The organism is Streptomyces griseosporeus, assembly GCF_014656055.1.
GTDB lineage: Bacteria > Actinomycetota > Actinomycetes > Streptomycetales > Streptomycetaceae > Streptomyces > Streptomyces griseosporeus.
The window spans coordinates 344,906-360,677 of sequence record NZ_BNBR01000006.1 but is presented as its reverse complement, the minus strand read 5'-3'; the positions used below and the strand labels follow the sequence as shown (position 1 = coordinate 360,677).

At 73.3% G+C, this 15,772-nt stretch carries 14 protein-coding genes; 10 read left to right on the top strand and 4 right to left on the bottom strand.

Features of this window, described 5'->3' with window-relative positions; translation table 11 throughout:
* Positions 1–21: 21 nt before the first annotated feature.
* A complete protein-coding gene (locus IE308_RS28205; RefSeq protein WP_190220076.1) occupies positions 22–699 on the bottom strand; it encodes a GDSL-type esterase/lipase family protein in 678 nt (225 codons plus the stop codon).
* Between the two features lie 119 nt (positions 700–818).
* On the opposite strand from IE308_RS28205, the gene IE308_RS28200 reads away from it, so the two are divergent.
* Both IE308_RS28200 and IE308_RS28195 read left to right on the top strand, forming a co-directional pair.
* Positions 819–1,808, top strand: a complete 990-nt coding sequence (locus tag IE308_RS28200; protein WP_190220075.1) for a WD40 repeat domain-containing protein — start codon at positions 819–821, stop codon at positions 1,806–1,808.
* Between the two features lie 130 nt (positions 1,809–1,938).
* The gene (locus tag IE308_RS28195; protein WP_190220074.1) at positions 1,939–3,477 is read left to right on the top strand and encodes a cellulase family glycosylhydrolase; all 1,539 of its coding nucleotides are present in this window, start codon (positions 1,939–1,941) and stop codon (positions 3,475–3,477) included.
* Between the two features lie 33 nt (positions 3,478–3,510).
* Here the strand turns inward: IE308_RS28195 and IE308_RS28190 are convergent, their stop codons facing one another.
* On the bottom strand, positions 3,511–3,927 hold the full coding sequence (locus IE308_RS28190; RefSeq protein WP_229909188.1) for a winged helix-turn-helix transcriptional regulator: 417 nt from the start codon (positions 3,925–3,927) through the stop codon (positions 3,511–3,513).
* A gap of 66 nt (positions 3,928–3,993) precedes the next feature.
* On the opposite strand from IE308_RS28190, the gene IE308_RS37365 reads away from it, so the two are divergent.
* On the top strand, positions 3,994–4,497 hold the full coding sequence (locus IE308_RS37365; protein ID WP_308440129.1) for an alcohol dehydrogenase catalytic domain-containing protein: 504 nt from the start codon (positions 3,994–3,996) through the stop codon (positions 4,495–4,497).
* Positions 4,498–4,512: 15 nt separating this feature from the next.
* On the top strand, positions 4,513–4,929 hold the full coding sequence (locus IE308_RS37360; RefSeq protein ID WP_308440130.1) for a zinc-binding dehydrogenase: 417 nt from the start codon (positions 4,513–4,515) through the stop codon (positions 4,927–4,929).
* Positions 4,930–5,026: 97 nt separating this feature from the next.
* Here IE308_RS37360 and serC read toward each other — a convergent pair whose 3' ends face one another.
* Positions 5,027–6,145 carry a phosphoserine transaminase gene (gene serC, locus IE308_RS28180; RefSeq protein ID WP_110628828.1) on the bottom strand — a complete coding sequence of 373 codons (1,119 nt, stop codon included), beginning with the start codon at positions 6,143–6,145 and terminating at the stop codon, positions 5,027–5,029.
* 160 nt (positions 6,146–6,305) lie between these two features.
* Between serC and IE308_RS28175 the strand changes: the two genes are divergently transcribed.
* From IE308_RS28175 to IE308_RS28165, 3 genes are all read left to right on the top strand, one after another.
* Positions 6,306–9,191, top strand: a complete 2,886-nt coding sequence (locus IE308_RS28175; RefSeq protein WP_190220072.1) for an FAD-binding and (Fe-S)-binding domain-containing protein — start codon at positions 6,306–6,308, stop codon at positions 9,189–9,191.
* Positions 9,192–9,279: 88 nt separating this feature from the next.
* Positions 9,280–10,233: an EamA family transporter gene (locus IE308_RS28170; RefSeq protein WP_190220071.1), complete on the top strand. Its 954-nt coding sequence runs from the start codon at positions 9,280–9,282 to the stop codon at positions 10,231–10,233.
* Positions 10,234–10,267: 34 nt separating this feature from the next.
* Complete coding sequence (locus IE308_RS28165) at positions 10,268–10,714, top strand: hypothetical protein (RefSeq protein ID WP_190220070.1); 447 nt, start codon at positions 10,268–10,270, stop codon at positions 10,712–10,714.
* Positions 10,715–10,749: 35 nt separating this feature from the next.
* On the opposite strand, the gene IE308_RS28160 is transcribed toward IE308_RS28165, so the two are convergent.
* Entirely contained in the window at positions 10,750–11,493 is a 744-nt protein-coding gene (locus tag IE308_RS28160; protein WP_190220069.1) for a class I SAM-dependent DNA methyltransferase, read from the bottom strand.
* A 196-nt stretch (positions 11,494–11,689) separates the two neighbouring features.
* Here IE308_RS28160 and IE308_RS28155 point away from each other — a divergent pair, with 196 nt between their 5' ends.
* The 3 genes from IE308_RS28155 to IE308_RS28145 are packed head-to-tail and all read left to right on the top strand — an operon-like array spanning position 11,690 to position 15,761.
* Positions 11,690–12,484: a TIGR03084 family metal-binding protein gene (locus IE308_RS28155; RefSeq protein ID WP_190220068.1), complete on the top strand. Its 795-nt coding sequence runs from the start codon at positions 11,690–11,692 to the stop codon at positions 12,482–12,484.
* The gene (locus IE308_RS28150) at positions 12,481–14,166 is read left to right on the top strand and encodes an acyclic terpene utilization AtuA family protein (RefSeq protein ID WP_190220067.1); all 1,686 of its coding nucleotides are present in this window, start codon (positions 12,481–12,483) and stop codon (positions 14,164–14,166) included. Before IE308_RS28155 ends, IE308_RS28150 begins: the two co-directional genes overlap by 4 nt.
* A complete protein-coding gene (locus tag IE308_RS28145; protein WP_190220066.1) occupies positions 14,163–15,761 on the top strand; it encodes an acyl-CoA carboxylase subunit beta in 1,599 nt (532 codons plus the stop codon). Before IE308_RS28150 ends, IE308_RS28145 begins: the two co-directional genes overlap by 4 nt.
* Positions 15,762–15,772 lie beyond the last annotated feature (11 nt).

Genomic DNA, 15,772 nt, shown 5'->3' with positions numbered 1-15,772 from the left:
CCTCCTCGTCACCAAGGAGGCTCACGCCCCCTCGTACGCCCCGCCCAGCCCCCACGCCTGGTGCATGGCGTCCGCGAACGCCCCCGCGATCCTCCGCTCCCCGCTCGCGTTGGGATGCGTGCCGTCGTAGGTGTCGCCGTCGATGTCCCAGCCGTCCGGCGTCGACGCCAGCAGCAGTGGCGAGCGGGGCTCGTCCAGGTCGGCCACCGTCTTGGCCAGCAGCTCGTTGAAGGACGCCACCTGCGCGGCGAAGGGCTCGTCGTTCAGCGCGCGCACATTGGGGATGACCGGCAGCAGCACCATGCGCACGCGCGCGTTGGCCGCCCGTGCCTCCGCCACGAAGAGGCGCACGTTCTCGGCGGTCTGCTCGGCGTTCGTGTAGAAGCCGAGGTCGATCAGGCCGAGGGAGACCAGGAGCACGTCCGCCCGGTGCCGCCGTACCGCGTCCCCGACGAGCGGCGCCATGTGCAGCCAGCCCTCGCCCCAGCCGGCCAGGTGGGCGCGCGGGAAGTCCGGTTCGGCGTAGGCGTACGACACCGGGGCCCCGGCATGCTGGTCGTACAGCGTCTCGCGCGGGCCGACCAGCGTGAACGGGTCGCCGTACGTCGCGCACAGGTGTTGCCACATGCGGTAACGCCATGTGTGCTCGCCCGTGCTGCCGATCGTCATGGAGTCACCGACGGGCATCAACCTGAGCATCCGCTCATGATGCGGGATCGTGCGCCGCTCCACGCCCGCCCCGGCGTGTGAGGCCTGCCACGCCCCCGGTCCACCGAGCGCCTGAGCCGAACCCGCCCGCGCAATGGCACGCTTGACCCATGCGCCGACCCTTCGCCCTGCTCTCCGCCGCGTTCCTCCTGGGTGCCCTCGCCGCGCCCGCCGCGTCCGCCGCCGGAGGGGACGAGGGGTTCACGATCAAGGACCCGCGCATCACCGAGTCCAGCGGCCTGGCCGCTTCCCGGCTGCACCCGGGCGTCTTCTGGACGCACAACGACAGCGACGACGGCCCCTACCTGTACGCCGTCGACGGCGCCACCGGCCGCACCCTGGCCACCCTCACCCTCAAGGGCATCGGCTCACCGCGCGATGTCGAGGCCATCTCCATCGGCCCGGACAACCGCATCTACGTGGGGGACATCGGCGACAACTTCGGCGGCCGGTGGCCGTACGTGTGGATCTACGAACTGCCCGAGCCGAAGCAGCTCAAGGACGCGACCGTGCGCGCCACGCAGTACGTCGTGAAGTACGCCGACGGGCCCCGCGACGCCGAGTCCCTGGTCGTCCACCCGAAGACCGGCCGCGTCTACATCGTCGACAAGAACGAGGACGGCGGCCATCTGTACGAGGGCCCCGCCCACCTCACCGCCTCCGGCGCCAACATCTTCCGGCCCGTCGCCGGCGTCGACCTGTGGGCCACCGACGCCGCCCTGTCCCCGGACGGCGAACGCCTCGCCGTGCGCGGCTACTTCGGCGGGATCCTCTACGACTTCCACGGCGGCCGGCTCCAGCGGGTCGAGCAGCTCGACGTGCCGTTCCAGCGCCAGGGCGAGTCCGTCACCTACTCCGCCGACGGCACCAAGCTCCTCTACGGCAGCGAGGGCGCCGACAGCGAGGTGGAGGCCGAGGACGCGCCCGGGGGCGGCGGGTCCGGCGGGGGCGGGAAGCCGTCCGGCGCGCGGGGCGGTTCCGGCAGCTCGGGCGGCTCCGACGACGGCGGCTCCGGCGACGGGGTGAGGAACGGCGCCCTCGCCGTGGCGGTGGTCTGCGCCGCCCTGTTCGGCGCGCGCCGGCTCTTCCGTCGTTCCTGAAAGTCCCAACTCCCTACTGTGCCGTAAGACTTGACGCTCTCCTGAGACGCCAGTTACCTGGGTGGTGCGCGGTGCATGGGAGCGCTCCCATCCGTTCCGGGGCCGCGCTACCCCGAGAGGAACCTGCGTCATGTTCCGCAGTGTGCGAAGAGCGTTGTGCGCGATGGCCGCGGCGCTCCTGATACCGCTGGCCGGTGCGCAGACAGCCGGTGCCGCCGCCGACGCCGCCGCCGCTCCCGGCGCCGGCTACTGGCACACCAGCGGCCGGCAGATCCTGGACGCGGCCGGGCAGCCGGTGCGTATCGCCGGGATCAACTGGTTCGGCTTCGAGACGTCCAACCACGTCGTCCACGGCCTGTGGTCCCGCGACTACAAGAGCATGATCGACCAGATGAGGTCGCTGGGCTACAACACCCTCCGCATCCCCTTCAGCGACGACATCCTCAAGCCCGGCACCATGCCGGACAGCGTCAACACCTCCAGCGGCATGAACGCCGACCTGGCGGGCCTCACCTCGCTGCAGGTCCTGGACAAGATCGTGGCGTACGCCGGACAGGACGGCCTGAAGGTCATCCTCGACCGGCACCGGCCCGACTCCGCCGGCCAGAGCGCCCTCTGGTACACGGCGTCCGTTCCCGAGTCGACGTGGATCGCCAACCTGAAGTCGCTCGCCGCCCGCTACAAGGGCCAGGACACCGTCATCGGCATCGACCTGCACAACGAGCCCCACGACCCGGCCTGCTGGGGCTGCGGCGACACCACGAAGGACTGGCGGCTGGCCGCCCAGCGCGGCGGGAACGCCGTGCTGTCCGTCAACCCCGACCTGCTGGTCTTCGTCGAGGGTGTGCAGACCGTCAACGGCGTCTCCGGCTGGTGGGGCGGCAACCTGATGGGCGTCGCCCAGTACCCGGTCCAGCTGGACGTGCCGAACCGGCTCGTCTACTCCGCCCACGACTACGCCACCAGCGTCGCCCAGCAGACCTGGTTCAGCGACCCGTCGTTCCCGGACAACATGCCCGGCGTCTGGGACAAGTACTGGGGCTACATCTTCAAGCAGAACATCGCGCCCGTGTGGGTCGGCGAGTTCGGTACGACCCTCCAGTCGACCGTGGACCAGAAGTGGCTGGCCGTGCTGGTGACGTACCTGCGCTCCACGTCGGCGTACGGCGCCGACTCCTTCCACTGGACGTACTGGTCCCTGAACCCCAACTCCGGTGACACCGGCGGCATCCTGAACAGCGACTGGACGACCGTCGACACCGTCAAGGACGGGTACCTCAAGAGCATCAAGGCGCCGCTGTTCCCGAGCACGGGCGGAGGCACCGGTGGCGGTGGCGGAGGAGGCGGGGGCGGCGGCGGTGACGGCACGCGCGCGTGCAGCGCCACGTACACCGTCACCAACGACTGGGGCAGCGGCTTCAACGCCGAGGTGAAGGTGACCAACACGGGCACCGTCGCGCTGTCCGGCTGGAAGGTGACCTGGACCTACTCCGGCACCCAGAAGATCACCAACTCCTGGAACGCGACCGTCACCCAGTCCGGCCAGAGCGTCACCGCGACCAACGCGGCCCACAACGGCGCGCTGTCGGCCGGCGGTTCGACGAGCTTCGGCTTCGGGGGAGCGCCCGGGGGCGGGGCGGCGCCCAGTGTGAGCTGCACGGCCTCCTGAGAGCGGGGCGCCCGGCCCCGGTGCCGGGCGCCCTCATCGCCGTACGGGTTCGGTCTCCTGTTCGGCGCGTTCGTCGAACTCCCGGCGAGCGGCCCGGATGGCGGTGATGTTCGCCTGCGACCAGTCGGTGAGGGTCTGGATCAGCCCGCCCAACTCGCGGCCCAGACCGGTCAGCCGGTACTCCACGCGGGGCGGCACCGTCGGGTACAGGGTGCGGGTCAGCAGGCCTTCGCGCTCCAGCGCGCGCAGGGTCTGGGTCAGGACCTTCGGGGTGACGCCGTCCAGACGCCGGCGCAGTTCGGCGAACCGCATGGGCCGTCCGTCCTCCATCGCCACCAGCACCAGCATGGTCCACTTGCTCGCGATCAGCTCCAGCACCGCGCGGGTGGGGCAGTCGCGCAGGAAGACGTCCACGCCGCCGTGTTTCCTCAGGTCGAAGCCGGTATCCACGAGGAACCTCGATATCTGTGAAGTGCCTTCTTCCGCCGGGGAGTCGGCCGCCCCGACGATGAAGGCATGACGCGTATGCATGCCATTGTCCAGACGGCGTTCGGCGGCCCGGAGGTCCTCACCTGTACCGAGACCGATGTGCCGGAGCCCGGCGCCGGGGAAGTGCTGCTGCGGGTCGGCGGTGCCGGGGTCAATCCGGGGGACGCGGTGCTGCGGTCCGGCCGGGTGCCCGACCTCGTCGCGCTGCCCTGGACGCCGGGCAACGACGTGGCCGGTGTCGTCGAGCGCGTCGGACCCGGCGTGACCCGGTTCGCGCCGGGCGCCGAGGTGTACGGCATGCTGCCGGTCTCGCGGCGCGGCGCGTACGCCGAGTACACGGCGGCCCCGGCCGCCGCGCTGGCCCCCAAGCCCAAGAACCTGGACCTGCCGCACGCCGCCGCCGTGCCGCTGGCCGCGGTCACCGCCTGGACCGCCCTCGACGCGCTGGGCCGGGTCGGGCCCGGTGACCGGGTGCTGATCCACGCGGCGGCCGGCGGGGTCGGGCATGTCGCCGTACAGCTGGCCGCGTAGCGCGGCGCGCACGTCATCGGGACCGCGCGGCCGGCCAAGCATGACTGGCTGCGGGAGCTGGGCGCGGACGAGCTCGTCGACTACACCGCTGTGGACTTCCGTGACGCCGTGGCGCAGGTGGACGTCGTGCTGGACCTGGTCGGGGGCGCCTACGGGGGGCGTTCGCTGGACGTGCTGCGGCCCGGCGGGCTGCTCGTCGGCGCGGCGATCGACCCGGGCGTGGACGAGGCGACCGCCGCGGCCCGTGGCCTGCGGTACGCGTGGGTGACCGCGGAGCCGGCCGGGCAGGCGCTGGAGCCGGTGACCGAACGCATCGAGACGGGCCGGCTGCGGGTCGCGGTCGAGCGGACGTACCCGCTGGCCGAGGCGGCCGAGGCGCACCGGGCGATCGAGGCGAAGCGCACCACGGGGAAACTCGTGCTGGTGCCGTGAGAGGCGGCGGGCGGCCACGCGCGCGTGCCCCTGCCGGGACGGAGGAAGAAGGGCGCCCGGTGTGGACCGGGCGCCCTTCCTCGTCGTACCGGGGTGGCTACAGCTTCTCGATCACGTAGTCGACGCACTTGGTCAGCGCCTCGACGTCCGCCGGGTCGATCGCCGGGAACATCGCGATGCGCAGCTGGTTGCGGCCGAGCTTGCGGTACGGCTCGGTGTCGACGATGCCGTTGGCGCGCAGCACCTTGGCGACGGCGGCGGCGTCGATCTCGTCGGAGAAGTCGATCGTGCCGATGACCTGCGAGCGCTTGGCCGGGTCGGTGACGAACGGGGTGGCGTACTTGGACTCCTCCGCCCAGGCGTACAGCCGGGTCGAGGAGTCCTTGGTACGCGCGGTGGCCCAGTCCAGACCGCCCTGGCCGTTGATCCACTCCAGCTGCTGGTTCAGCAGGAAGAGGGTGGCGAGGGCCGGGGTGTTGTACGTCTGGTTCTTGCGGGAGTTGTCGATCGCCGTCGGCAGGGAGAAGAACTCCGGGACATGGCGGCCGGAGGCGTGGATCCGCTCGGCGCGCTCGATCGCGGCGGGGGAGAAGACGCCGATCCACAGGCCGCCGTCGGAGGCGAAGGACTTCTGCGGGGCGAAGTAGTACACGTCGGTCTCGGCGACGTCGACGGGCAGGCCGCCCGCGCCGGACGTGGCGTCGACCAGGACGAGGGCGCCCTCGTCGGCCCCCTGGACGCGCTTGATCGGCATGGCGACACCGGTCGAGGTCTCGTTGTGGGTGAACGCGTACACGTCCACGCCGGCCTCGGCCTGCGCCTCGGGGTGGGTGCCCGGGTCGGCGGAGACGACGGTGGGCTCGGCGAGCCAGGGGGCCAGCTTGGCGGCCTTGGCGAACTTCGAGCTGAACTCGCCGAAGGTGAGGTGCTGCGACTTGTTCTCGATCAGGCCGTGGGTCGCGATGTCCCAGAAGGCGGTGGAGCCGCCGTTGCCGAGGATGACCTCGTAGCCCTCGGGGAGCTGGAACAGCTCACGGATGCCCTCACGGACCTGCCCGACCAGGTTCTTGACGGGGGCCTGCCGGTGGGAGGTGCCGAGGAGGGAGGTTCCGGTGGCGGCGAGGGCGTCCAGCGCCTCGGTCCGCACCTTGGAGGGACCCGCGCCGAAACGACCGTCGGCGGGCTTGATGTCAGCGGGAATCTGGATGTCGGCCACGAGTCGGAGGGTATCCGCTGGGCGAAACCGGACGGAAACGTGTCCGTCGGATGAGACGAGCGCGTCGCGGGATGGACTCGTGAATTCGTACGACGATATGAGCGGGAGGGCGGGGCTGTGGACAACGTCCGGTGACGGTGAGCGGATGCATGCTGGAGGCATGTCGGATCTGGAGCAGGCGCTGCGCAAGGCCGTCCGGGGGGATGTGGCCTTCGATGTCACCGCCCGGGCGCTCGTCACCATGGACGCCTCCAACCACCGGCGGGTCCCGCTGGGCGTGGTCGCCCCGCGGGACGCCGACGACGTGGCCGCGGCACTGGAGGTGTGCCGGACGCACGGGGTGCCCGTCGTGGCCCGGGGCGGGGGCACGTCGATCGCCGGGCAGGCGACGGGCACGGGCGTGGTCCTGGACTTCACCCGGCACATGAACCGGCTGGTATCGCTGGACCCGGAGGAGCGCACGGCCGTCGTCCAGCCGGGCCTGGTCCTCGACCGCCTCCAGGAGGCCGCCGCGCCGCACGGCCTGCGCTTCGGCCCGGATCCCTCCACGCACAGCCGGTGCACGCTCGGCGGGATGATCGGCAACAACTCCTGCGGCTCGCACTCGGTGGCCTGGGGTACCACCGCGGACAGCGTGCGGGAGCTGGACGTGATCACCGCGCGCGGTGCCCGCCTGCGGCTGGGGCGGGGCTGGGCGGGCGCCCCGGAGGGCCTGCGGCAGCTGGTCGAGGGGGAACTGGCCCGCTTGCGCACGGGCTTCCCGGACCTGCCCCGCCGCATCTCGGGGTACGCGCTGGACGCGCTGCTGCCGGAGCGGGGCGCGGACGTGGCCCGCTCCTTCTGCGGCAGCGAGGGCACGCTGGGCGTTCTCACCCAGGCCGAGGTACGGCTGGTGGAGGCGCCGCGGGCGCGTGCGCTGGCGGTGCTGGGGTACGGCGAGGAGGGCGCGGCGGCCGAGGCGGCGGCGAGCCTGCTGCCGTTCCGGCCGCTGACGGTGGAGGGCATGGCGGCCGACCTGGTGCCGTCGGCGGCGGCCCTGCCGGCGGGCGGTGCCTGGCTGTTCGTGGAGACCGGCGGACAGACGCCGGGGGAGGCACGCGCGCGTGCGGAGGCGATCGTGCGGGCCGCCGACGCGGGGGACGCGGCGATCGTCACCGACCCGGCGGGGCAGCGGGCGCTCTGGCGGATCCGGGAGGACGCGGCGGGTACGGCGACCAGGATGCCGGACGGCTCGGAGGCCTGGCCCGGCTGGGAGGACTGCGCCGTGCCGCCCGCCCGCCTCGGCGCCTACCTGCGGGACTTCCGCGCGCTGCTCGCCGCCCACGGCCTGCGCGGCACGCCGTACGGCCACTTCGGGGACGGCTGCATCCACGTCCGCATCGACTTCGACCTGGTGACCGACGCGGGCGTGGCCCGCTACCGCCGCTTCGCCGGGGAACTGGCCGACCTGGTCGTGGCGCACGGCGGCTCACTGTCGGGGGAGCACGGCGACGGACTGGCCCGCGCGGAGCTCCTGCCGAGGATGTACGGCCCCGAGCTGGTGGGCGTCTTCGAGCGGGCCAAGGCCGTCTGGGACCCGGACGACCTCCTCAACCCCGGTGTCCTGGTCCGCCCGGCCCCCCTCGACTCCCACCTCCGCTTCTCCGTCCTCCCCCGCGAGCCGGTTCCGGTCGCCTTCGGCTACCCGGCCGACGGCGGCGACTTCTCGGCGGCGGTCCGCCGCTGCGTGGGCGTGGCCAAGCGCCGTACGGCGACCGTGTCCGGCCCGGCCGTCATGTGCCCGTCCTTCCGGGCGACGGGCGAGGAGGCGCACTCCACGCGCGGGCGGGCCCGCCTGCTGCACGAGATGCTCGCCGGCGAGCTGGTCACCGACGGCTGGCGGTCCGAGGAGGTGCGGGACGCGCTGGATCTGTGCTTGTCCTGCAAGGGCTGTCGCTCCGACTGCCCGGTCGAGGTCGACATGGCCACGTACAAGGCGGAGTTCCTGCACCAGCACTACGCGGGGCGCCGCCGCCCGGCCGCCCACTACTCGATGGGCCGCCTGCCGCAGTGGCTGCGCTGGGTGTCCCGCACCCGCACGGCCGGCCTGCTCAACGCGCTGACGGCGACCCGCCCGCTGGCCCGGGTGGCGAAAAGCCTCGCGGGCATCGCCCCGGAGCGGACGATCCCCCGCCTGGCCCGGGAGCCGTTTACCCGCTGGTGGGAGCGCCACCGGGCCACGCGGCGCGACGGCGACCTGGTGATCCTCTGGCCGGACACCTTCACCGAGCACCTGTCGCCCTCGGTGGGCCGGGCTGCCGTCCGGGTCCTGGAGGCGGCGGGCCTGCGGGTGGCGCTGCCGCCCACGCTGCACCTGAAGCGGCCCCCGGTGGGCGACGGCCGCACGGTCGCCCTGGACCCGCTGAGCCTGCTGCGGGGCAGGGGCCGGGTGTGCTGCGGCCTGACGTACGTCTCCACGGGCCAGCTGGACCGGGCCCGTGCGGTCATGCGGCGCACCCTGGACCTGATGGAGCCGGTGCTGGAGACGGCGGCGCCGGTCGTCGTGCTGGAGCCGAGCTGCGCGGCGGCCCTGCGCACCGACCTGCCGGAACTGCTCCACGACGACCCGCGCGCCGCCCGCCTGGCCGCCCGCGTCCTGACCTTCGCGGAGACCCTGGAACGCCACGCGCCGCACTGGACCCCGCCCCGCGTCGACCGCCCGGCGACCGGCCAGACCCACTGCCACCAGCACGCGGTCCTCGGCGACGGCGCCGACCGCCGCCTGCGCGAGGCGGCCGGCCTCACCGGCGACCTGGCGGGCGGCTGCTGCGGCCTGGCGGGTGACTTCGGCTTCGCGCGGGGCCACTTCGAGGTCTCCCGCGCCTGCGCGGAGGACCAGCTCCTGCCGGCGGTGCGCGACGCCCCCGAGGACGCGGTGCTCCTGGCCGACGGCTTCTCCTGCCGCACCCAGCTGGAACAACTGGCCGGGGTGCGGGGCCGGCACCTCGCGGAGGTACTGGCGGCGAGTCTGGAGGACGGCGACGCCGACAAGGAGGTCAGCCCCTAAAAGCCTTCACACACCTGACGGGGTCCATTACTCTGGACCCTGCAGTGCATCACGATGAACACTCCGTGCCGATCCCCTGGAACCGCCCGTGACCACCCCCGAAGCCCCCTCGACCACCCCGGCGACGCCGACCACCACCACCGCCACCCCCGCCGACTCCACAGGACCCGCCCTGTCCCGCCGGGCCGCGCTGGGACCCGTCGGGCTGGTGCTCGCCGGGGGCGTCTCGGTGCAGTTCGGCGGGGCGCTCGCGGTGAAGCTGATGTCCCGGGCCGGCGCCCTGGGCGTGGTGTCGCTGCGCCTGCTGGTGGCGGCCGTGATCCTGCTCCTGGTGTGCCGCCCGAGCCTGCGCGGCCACTCCCGCACCGACTGGGGCACGGTCGTCGTCTTCGGCATCGCCATGGCCGCGATGAACGGCCTCTTCTACCAGTCCGTCGACCGCATCCCGCTCGGCCCGGCCGTCACGCTGGAGGTCCTGGGCCCGCTGGCCCTGTCCGTCCTCGCCTCCCGCCGCGCGATCAACCTGGTGTGGGCCGGGCTCGCCCTGGCCGGCGTGTTCCTCCTCGGCGGCGGAGGCTTCTCCGGCCTCGACCCGCTGGGCGTCGCCTTCGCGCTCGGCGCGGGCGCGATGTGGGCGGCGTACATCATCTTCAGCGCTCGCACCGGCCGCCGCTTCCCCCAGGCCGACGGCCTGGCCCTGGCGATGGCGGTCGGCGCGGTGCTGTTCCTGCCGCTGGGCATCGCCGAGTCCGGCACGAAGCTCCTCGACCCGGTGACCATCGGCCTGGGCGCCGCCGTCGCCGTCCTCTCCTCGGTCCTGCCCTACACCCTCGAACTCCTCGCCCTGCGCCGCCTCCCCGCCTCCACCTTCGCGATCATGATGAGCCTGGAACCGGCCCTCGCCGCCACGGCGGGCTTCCTCATCCTCCACCAGTCGCTGGCCGCGACGGAGGCGATAGCCATCGCCCTGGTGATCGCGGCAAGCATGGGCGCGGTGCGAACCCAGGTGGGCAGACGGAGGCGGGTGGCACCGGAGGCGTGAGGGGCTTGTCGGTGGCGTCCGCGAGGATGGGCCCATGGGCAACCTCTACGCGTACTTCAGTGCGCCCGGCGACGACACGGCACTCACCGCCCACGGGCTCGACGGCGGTCCGGAAGCGGCCGGGTTCCCCACCCTGCTGGTCAAGGGCGTGGACCCGTACGTCCAGCTGGGCGCCGTGGAGAGCCTGCTCACCGAGGTTCCGTACGACGACATCGTCGAACGCCCCCGCTTCAACGACCTCCTCAGCTCCCCGGAGGCGGACAGCCGCTGGCTGCTCACCCTGACCGACGAACTCCGCGACGCCCTGGCGACCGCGCCGCCGGAGCGCCTCCGGCAGACGGCCCCGCACTGGGCCCGCATCGAGGAGTTCGGAGGGGAAGCCGACCCCGAGGACCTGGCCGTTTTCCTGACGAACCTCGCCGCGCTGGCCACCGGCGCCCGGAAGGCGGGCGAGCACCTGTACTGCCTGGTGACGCTGTGAGGTCGTAAGGCTGCTGACGCGCGCCCCCGAGCGGCTCAGCTCACGCACTTCTCCCACACCGACACGTGCTGCCGGCTCTCGCTGGTGAACGGCTTCCGCGTCCACCCGTCCCACCGCGCCCGCAGCCGCATCCCCGCGAGCCGGGCCATGAGGTCCAGTTCGGCGGGCCAGACGTAGCGGAAGGGGACGGCCAGGTGGCGCCCGCATTCGTCCTTGACGGTGACGTGGTGGGAGGTGACGGACTGGGTGGCGACGTCGTACAGGTCGAAGCCGAGCCGCCCCTCCTCCACCCGGAACGGCACCGCGTCCTGCCCGGGCGGCAGCCGCCGCAGATCGGGCACCGCGACCTCGATGACGAAGCAGCCGCCGGGCTCCAGATGGGCGGCGGCGTTGCGGAAGCAGTCGACCTGGGCGTCCTGCGAGGTCAGATTCATGATCGTGTTGTAGACGAGGTAGGCGACGGAGAACGTCCCCTCGACCTCGGTGGTCGCGAAGTCCCCGATGGTGACGCCGATCCCGTCCCCACCCGGCTTGGCCCGCAGCCGCTCGACCATCGCCCGGGACAAGTCGATGCCGTGCACCTCGACGCCCCGCGCCGCCAGCGGCAGCGCGACCCGCCCGGTCCCGACCCCGAACTCCAGCGCCCGCCCCCGGGCCCCGGCCAACTCGGCCAGCACGTCCACGGCGGGCTCCACGACCCGCGGATCGAACATCTCCGCCGACGACTCGTCGTAAGACGCGGCGACGGACTCCCCGAAGTAACCGTCTTCATCGAGCATGCGCCGACGCTACGACGACCGCCCCGGCCGGGGCGCGCCAATTTCCACCGGGCAGCCGGCGCGGGACGGCACGAGCGACGCGATTCTGGGCTGTGGGGCGGCCGCCGCCGCGGTCTTTCCGCCCCGCTGATCCCCGACTCCCAAAAATCATGCAAGCATGCTTGATTGTTTCCGGCCCCGCTGCCATGCTCCCCCCATGGCCGACCCGACGCCCGTCCTCGACGACCTGCGTGCGGAAAGCGACCGACTCGACCGGCTCGTGGCCGAGTTGGCGCCGGAGCGCTGGGCGCTCCCCACCCCCGCCCCCCGCTGGACCGTCGCCCACCAGATCGCCCATCTCGCCTGGACCGACCAGTCCGCGCTGACCGCCGTCACCGACGCCGACGCCTTCCGCGCCCTGGTCGACAAGGCCCTCGCCGCCCCCGGCACCTTCGTCGACGAGGGCGCCGACGAGGGTGCCGCGCTGCCGCCCGCCGAGCTGCTGGACCGCTGGCGCAAGGGGCGCGCGGCGCTCGACCGGGCCCTGCGCGCCGCCCCGCCCGGGGCCCGTTTCCCCTGGTACGGGCCGCCCATGTCCACCGCCTCCATGGCCACCGCCCGCCTGATGGAGACCTGGGCACACGGCCTGGACATCGCGGATGCGCTCGGCGTTCACCTCGCCCCCACCGACCGGCTCCGGCACATCGCCCGTCTCGGCGTCCGTACCCGCGACTTCGCCTTCGGGGCGCACGGGCTGACACCGCCGAGCGAGGAGTTCCGTGTCGAGCTGGCCGCCCCGGACGGCGGCACGTGGAGCTACGGCCCGCCCGACGCCGCCCAGCGCGTCACCGGCCCCGCCGTCGACTTCTGCCGGCTCGTCACCCAGCGCGCCCACCGCGCCGACCTCGCCCTGACCGCCACCGGCCCGGACGCCGACCGCTGGCTGGACATCGCCCAGGCCTTCGCGGGGCCGCCCGGCAGCGGACGTACACCCAAGGGGGAGGCCAGGTGAACCCGGAGGGCCCTCTGCGCATAGGCAACTTCTCCGGCTTCTACGGCGACCGCTCCGACGCCCTCCGCGAGATGCTCACCGGCGGCGACCTCGACGTCCTCACCGGCGACTACCTCGCCGAACTGACCATGCTCATCCTCGGCCGCGACCGGCTGAAGGACCCCTCTGCCGGATACGCCCGTACCTTCCTGCGGCAGCTGGAGGACTGTCTCGGGCTCGCGCACGCGCGCGGGGTGCGGATCGTCGCCAACGCGGGCGGGCTGAACCCGGCGGGGCTCGCCGACGCCGTACGGAGGCTGGCCGGGCAGCTCGGGCTCCCGGTGCGTGTCGCGCACGTCGAGGGCGACGACCTCACCGCGCGGCACCCCGGCGCCCTCGCCGCCCACGCCTACCTCGGCGGCTTCGGCATCGCCGAGTGCCTGCGCGCGGGCGCCGACATCGTCGTCACCGGGCGGGTGACCGACGCCGCCCTGGTCACCGGCCCCGCCGCCGCCCGCTTCGGGTGGGCGCCGACGGACCACGACCAGCTCGCGGGCGCCGTCGTCGCGGGGCACGTCCTGGAGTGCGGCACCCAGGCCACCGGCGGGAACTACGCCTTCTTCAACGACGGGGAGCGGGACCTGCGGCGGCCCGGCTTCCCCCTCGCCGAGATCCACGCCGACGGCAGCAGCGTGATCGGCAAGCACCCCGGCACCGGCGGCTTCGTCGACACCGGCACGGTCACCGCCCAGCTGCTGTACGAGACGGCTGGCGCCCGGTACGCGGGACCGGACGTCACCGCCCGGCTGGACACCGTACGGCTCACCCAGGACGGCCCCGACCGGGTCCGCGTAGACGGGGTGCGCGGCGAGGCCCCGCCGCCCACGCTCAAGGTCGGCGTCAACCGGCTCGGCGGCTTCCGCAACGAGGTCGTCTTCGTGCTGACCGGCCTGGACATCGAGGCGAAGGCCGCGCTCGTGCGGGCGCAGATGGAGCCCGTCCTCGGCAAGGTCGCCGAGGCCCGCTGGACGCTCGTCCGCACCGACCGGCCCGACGCCGGCACCGAGGAGGAGGCGAGCGCGCTGCTGCGGCTCGTCGTCCGGGACCCTGGGCAGGAGGCCGTCGGGCGGGCGCTCAGCGGGGCCGCGGTGGAGCTGGCGCTGGCCGGCTACCCCGGCTTCCACGTGCTCGCCCCGCCCGGGAAGGGAGCGCCGTACGGGGTGTTCGAGGCGGCGTACGTCCCCCAGGACGCCGTCGCCCACACCGCGGTCCTGCCGGACGGGCGCCGCGTCCCGGTGGCCCCGCCCGCCGACAGCCGCCCGCTCACCGCCGTACCGGAACCAGGGCTGCCGACCCCCCTTCCGTCGGGGCCGGTCCGCCGCGCGCCCCTCGGGCTCGTCGCTGGAGCCCGCAGCGGGGACAAGGGCGGGGACGCCAACGTCGGCGTATGGGTCCGGTCCGAGGACGCCTGGCGGTGGCTGGCCCACGAGTTGACGGTCGAGCGGTTCCGGGAGCTGATCCCGGAGAGCCGCGACCTGTCCGTCACCCGGCACGTGCTGCCAAACCTGCGGGCCCTGAACTTCGTCGTCGAGGGCCTCCTCGGCGCCGGCGTCGCCTCCCAGCACCGCTTCGACCCGCAGGCCAAGGCCCTCGGCGAGTGGCTGCGCGCCCGCCACCTGGACATCCCGGAGGTTCTGCTGTGACGGTTCTGCAGACGGCCCTGGACCCCGCGAGCCCCGACTACCGGGCCAACCGCGAGGCCATGCTCGCCAAGCTCGACGAGCTGGCCGCCGAGCACGCCAAGGCGCTCGCGGGCGGCGGCGAGAAGTACGTCGAACGGCACCGCAAGCGCGGCAAGCTGCTCGCCCGCGAGCGCATCGAACTGCTCCTCGACCCCGACACGCCGTTCCTGGAGCTGTCGCCGCTCGCCGCCTGGGGGAGCGACTACCCCGTCGGCGCCTCCCTCGTCACCGGCATCGGCGTCGTCGAGGGCGTGGAGTGCCTGATCACGGCCAACGACCCGACCGTGCGCGGCGGCGCCTCCAACCCCTGGTCGCTGAAGAAGGCGCTGCGCGCCAACGACATCGCCCTCGCCAACCGGCTGCCCTGCATCAGCCTGGTGGAGTCGGGGGGCGCCGACCTGCCGTCCCAGAAGGAGATCTTCATCCCGGGCGGCGCGATCTTCCGCGACCTGACCCGGCTGTCCGCGGCCGGCATCCCCACGATCGCCGTCGTCTTCGGCAACTCCACCGCGGGCGGCGCCTACATCCCCGGCATGTCCGACCACGTGATCATGGTCAAGGAGCGGGCCAAGGTGTTCCTCGGCGGGCCGCCGCTGGTGAAGATGGCCACCGGCGAGGAGAGCGACGACGAGTCCCTGGGCGGCGCGGAGATGCACGCGCGCGTGTCGGGCCTCGCCGACTACTTCGCCGTCGACGAACCCGACGCGCTGCGGCAGGCCCGGCGCGTGGTGGCCCGCCTCAACCACCGCAAGGCGTACCCGGACCCGGGGCCGGCCGAGCCGCCGAAGCACGACCCGGAGGAGCTGCTCGGCGTCGTCCCCGGCGACCTGAAGGTCCCCTTCGACCCGCGCGAGGTGATCGCCCGGATCGTCGACGCCTCCGACTTCGACGAGTTCAAGCCGCTGTACGGCACGAGCCTGGTCACCGGCTGGGCCGCGCTGCATGGCTATCCGGTCGGCATCCTGGCCAACGCGCAGGGCGTGCTCTTCAGCGCGGAGTCACAGAAGGCGGCCCAGTTCATCCAGCTCGCCAACCAGCGCGACATCCCGCTGCTGTTCCTGCACAACACCACCGGCTACATGGTCGGCCGGGAGTACGAGCAGGGCGGCATCATCAAGCACGGCGCGATGATGATCAACGCCGTCTCCAACTCGCGCGTGCCCCACCTGTCCGTCCTCATGGGCGCCTCCTACGGCGCCGGCCACTACGGCATGTGCGGACGCGCCTACGACCCGCGCTTCCTGTTCGCCTGGCCCAGCGCCAAGTCGGCCGTCATGGGCCCGCAGCAGCTCGCCGGCGTGCTGTCCATCGTCGCCCGCCAGTCCGCCGCCGCGAAGGGACAGCCGTACGACGACGAGGCGGACGCCGCGCTGCGCGCCATGGTGGAGCAGCAGATCGAGTCCGAGTCGCTGCCGATGTTCCTGTCCGGGCGGCTGTACGACGACGGCGTCATCGACCCGCGCGACACCCGCACCGTCCTCGGCCTGTGCCTGTCCGCCCTGCACACCGCGCCCTACGAGGGCGCGCGCGGCGGCTTCGGCGTCTTCCGGATGTGAGGGACCTTCCA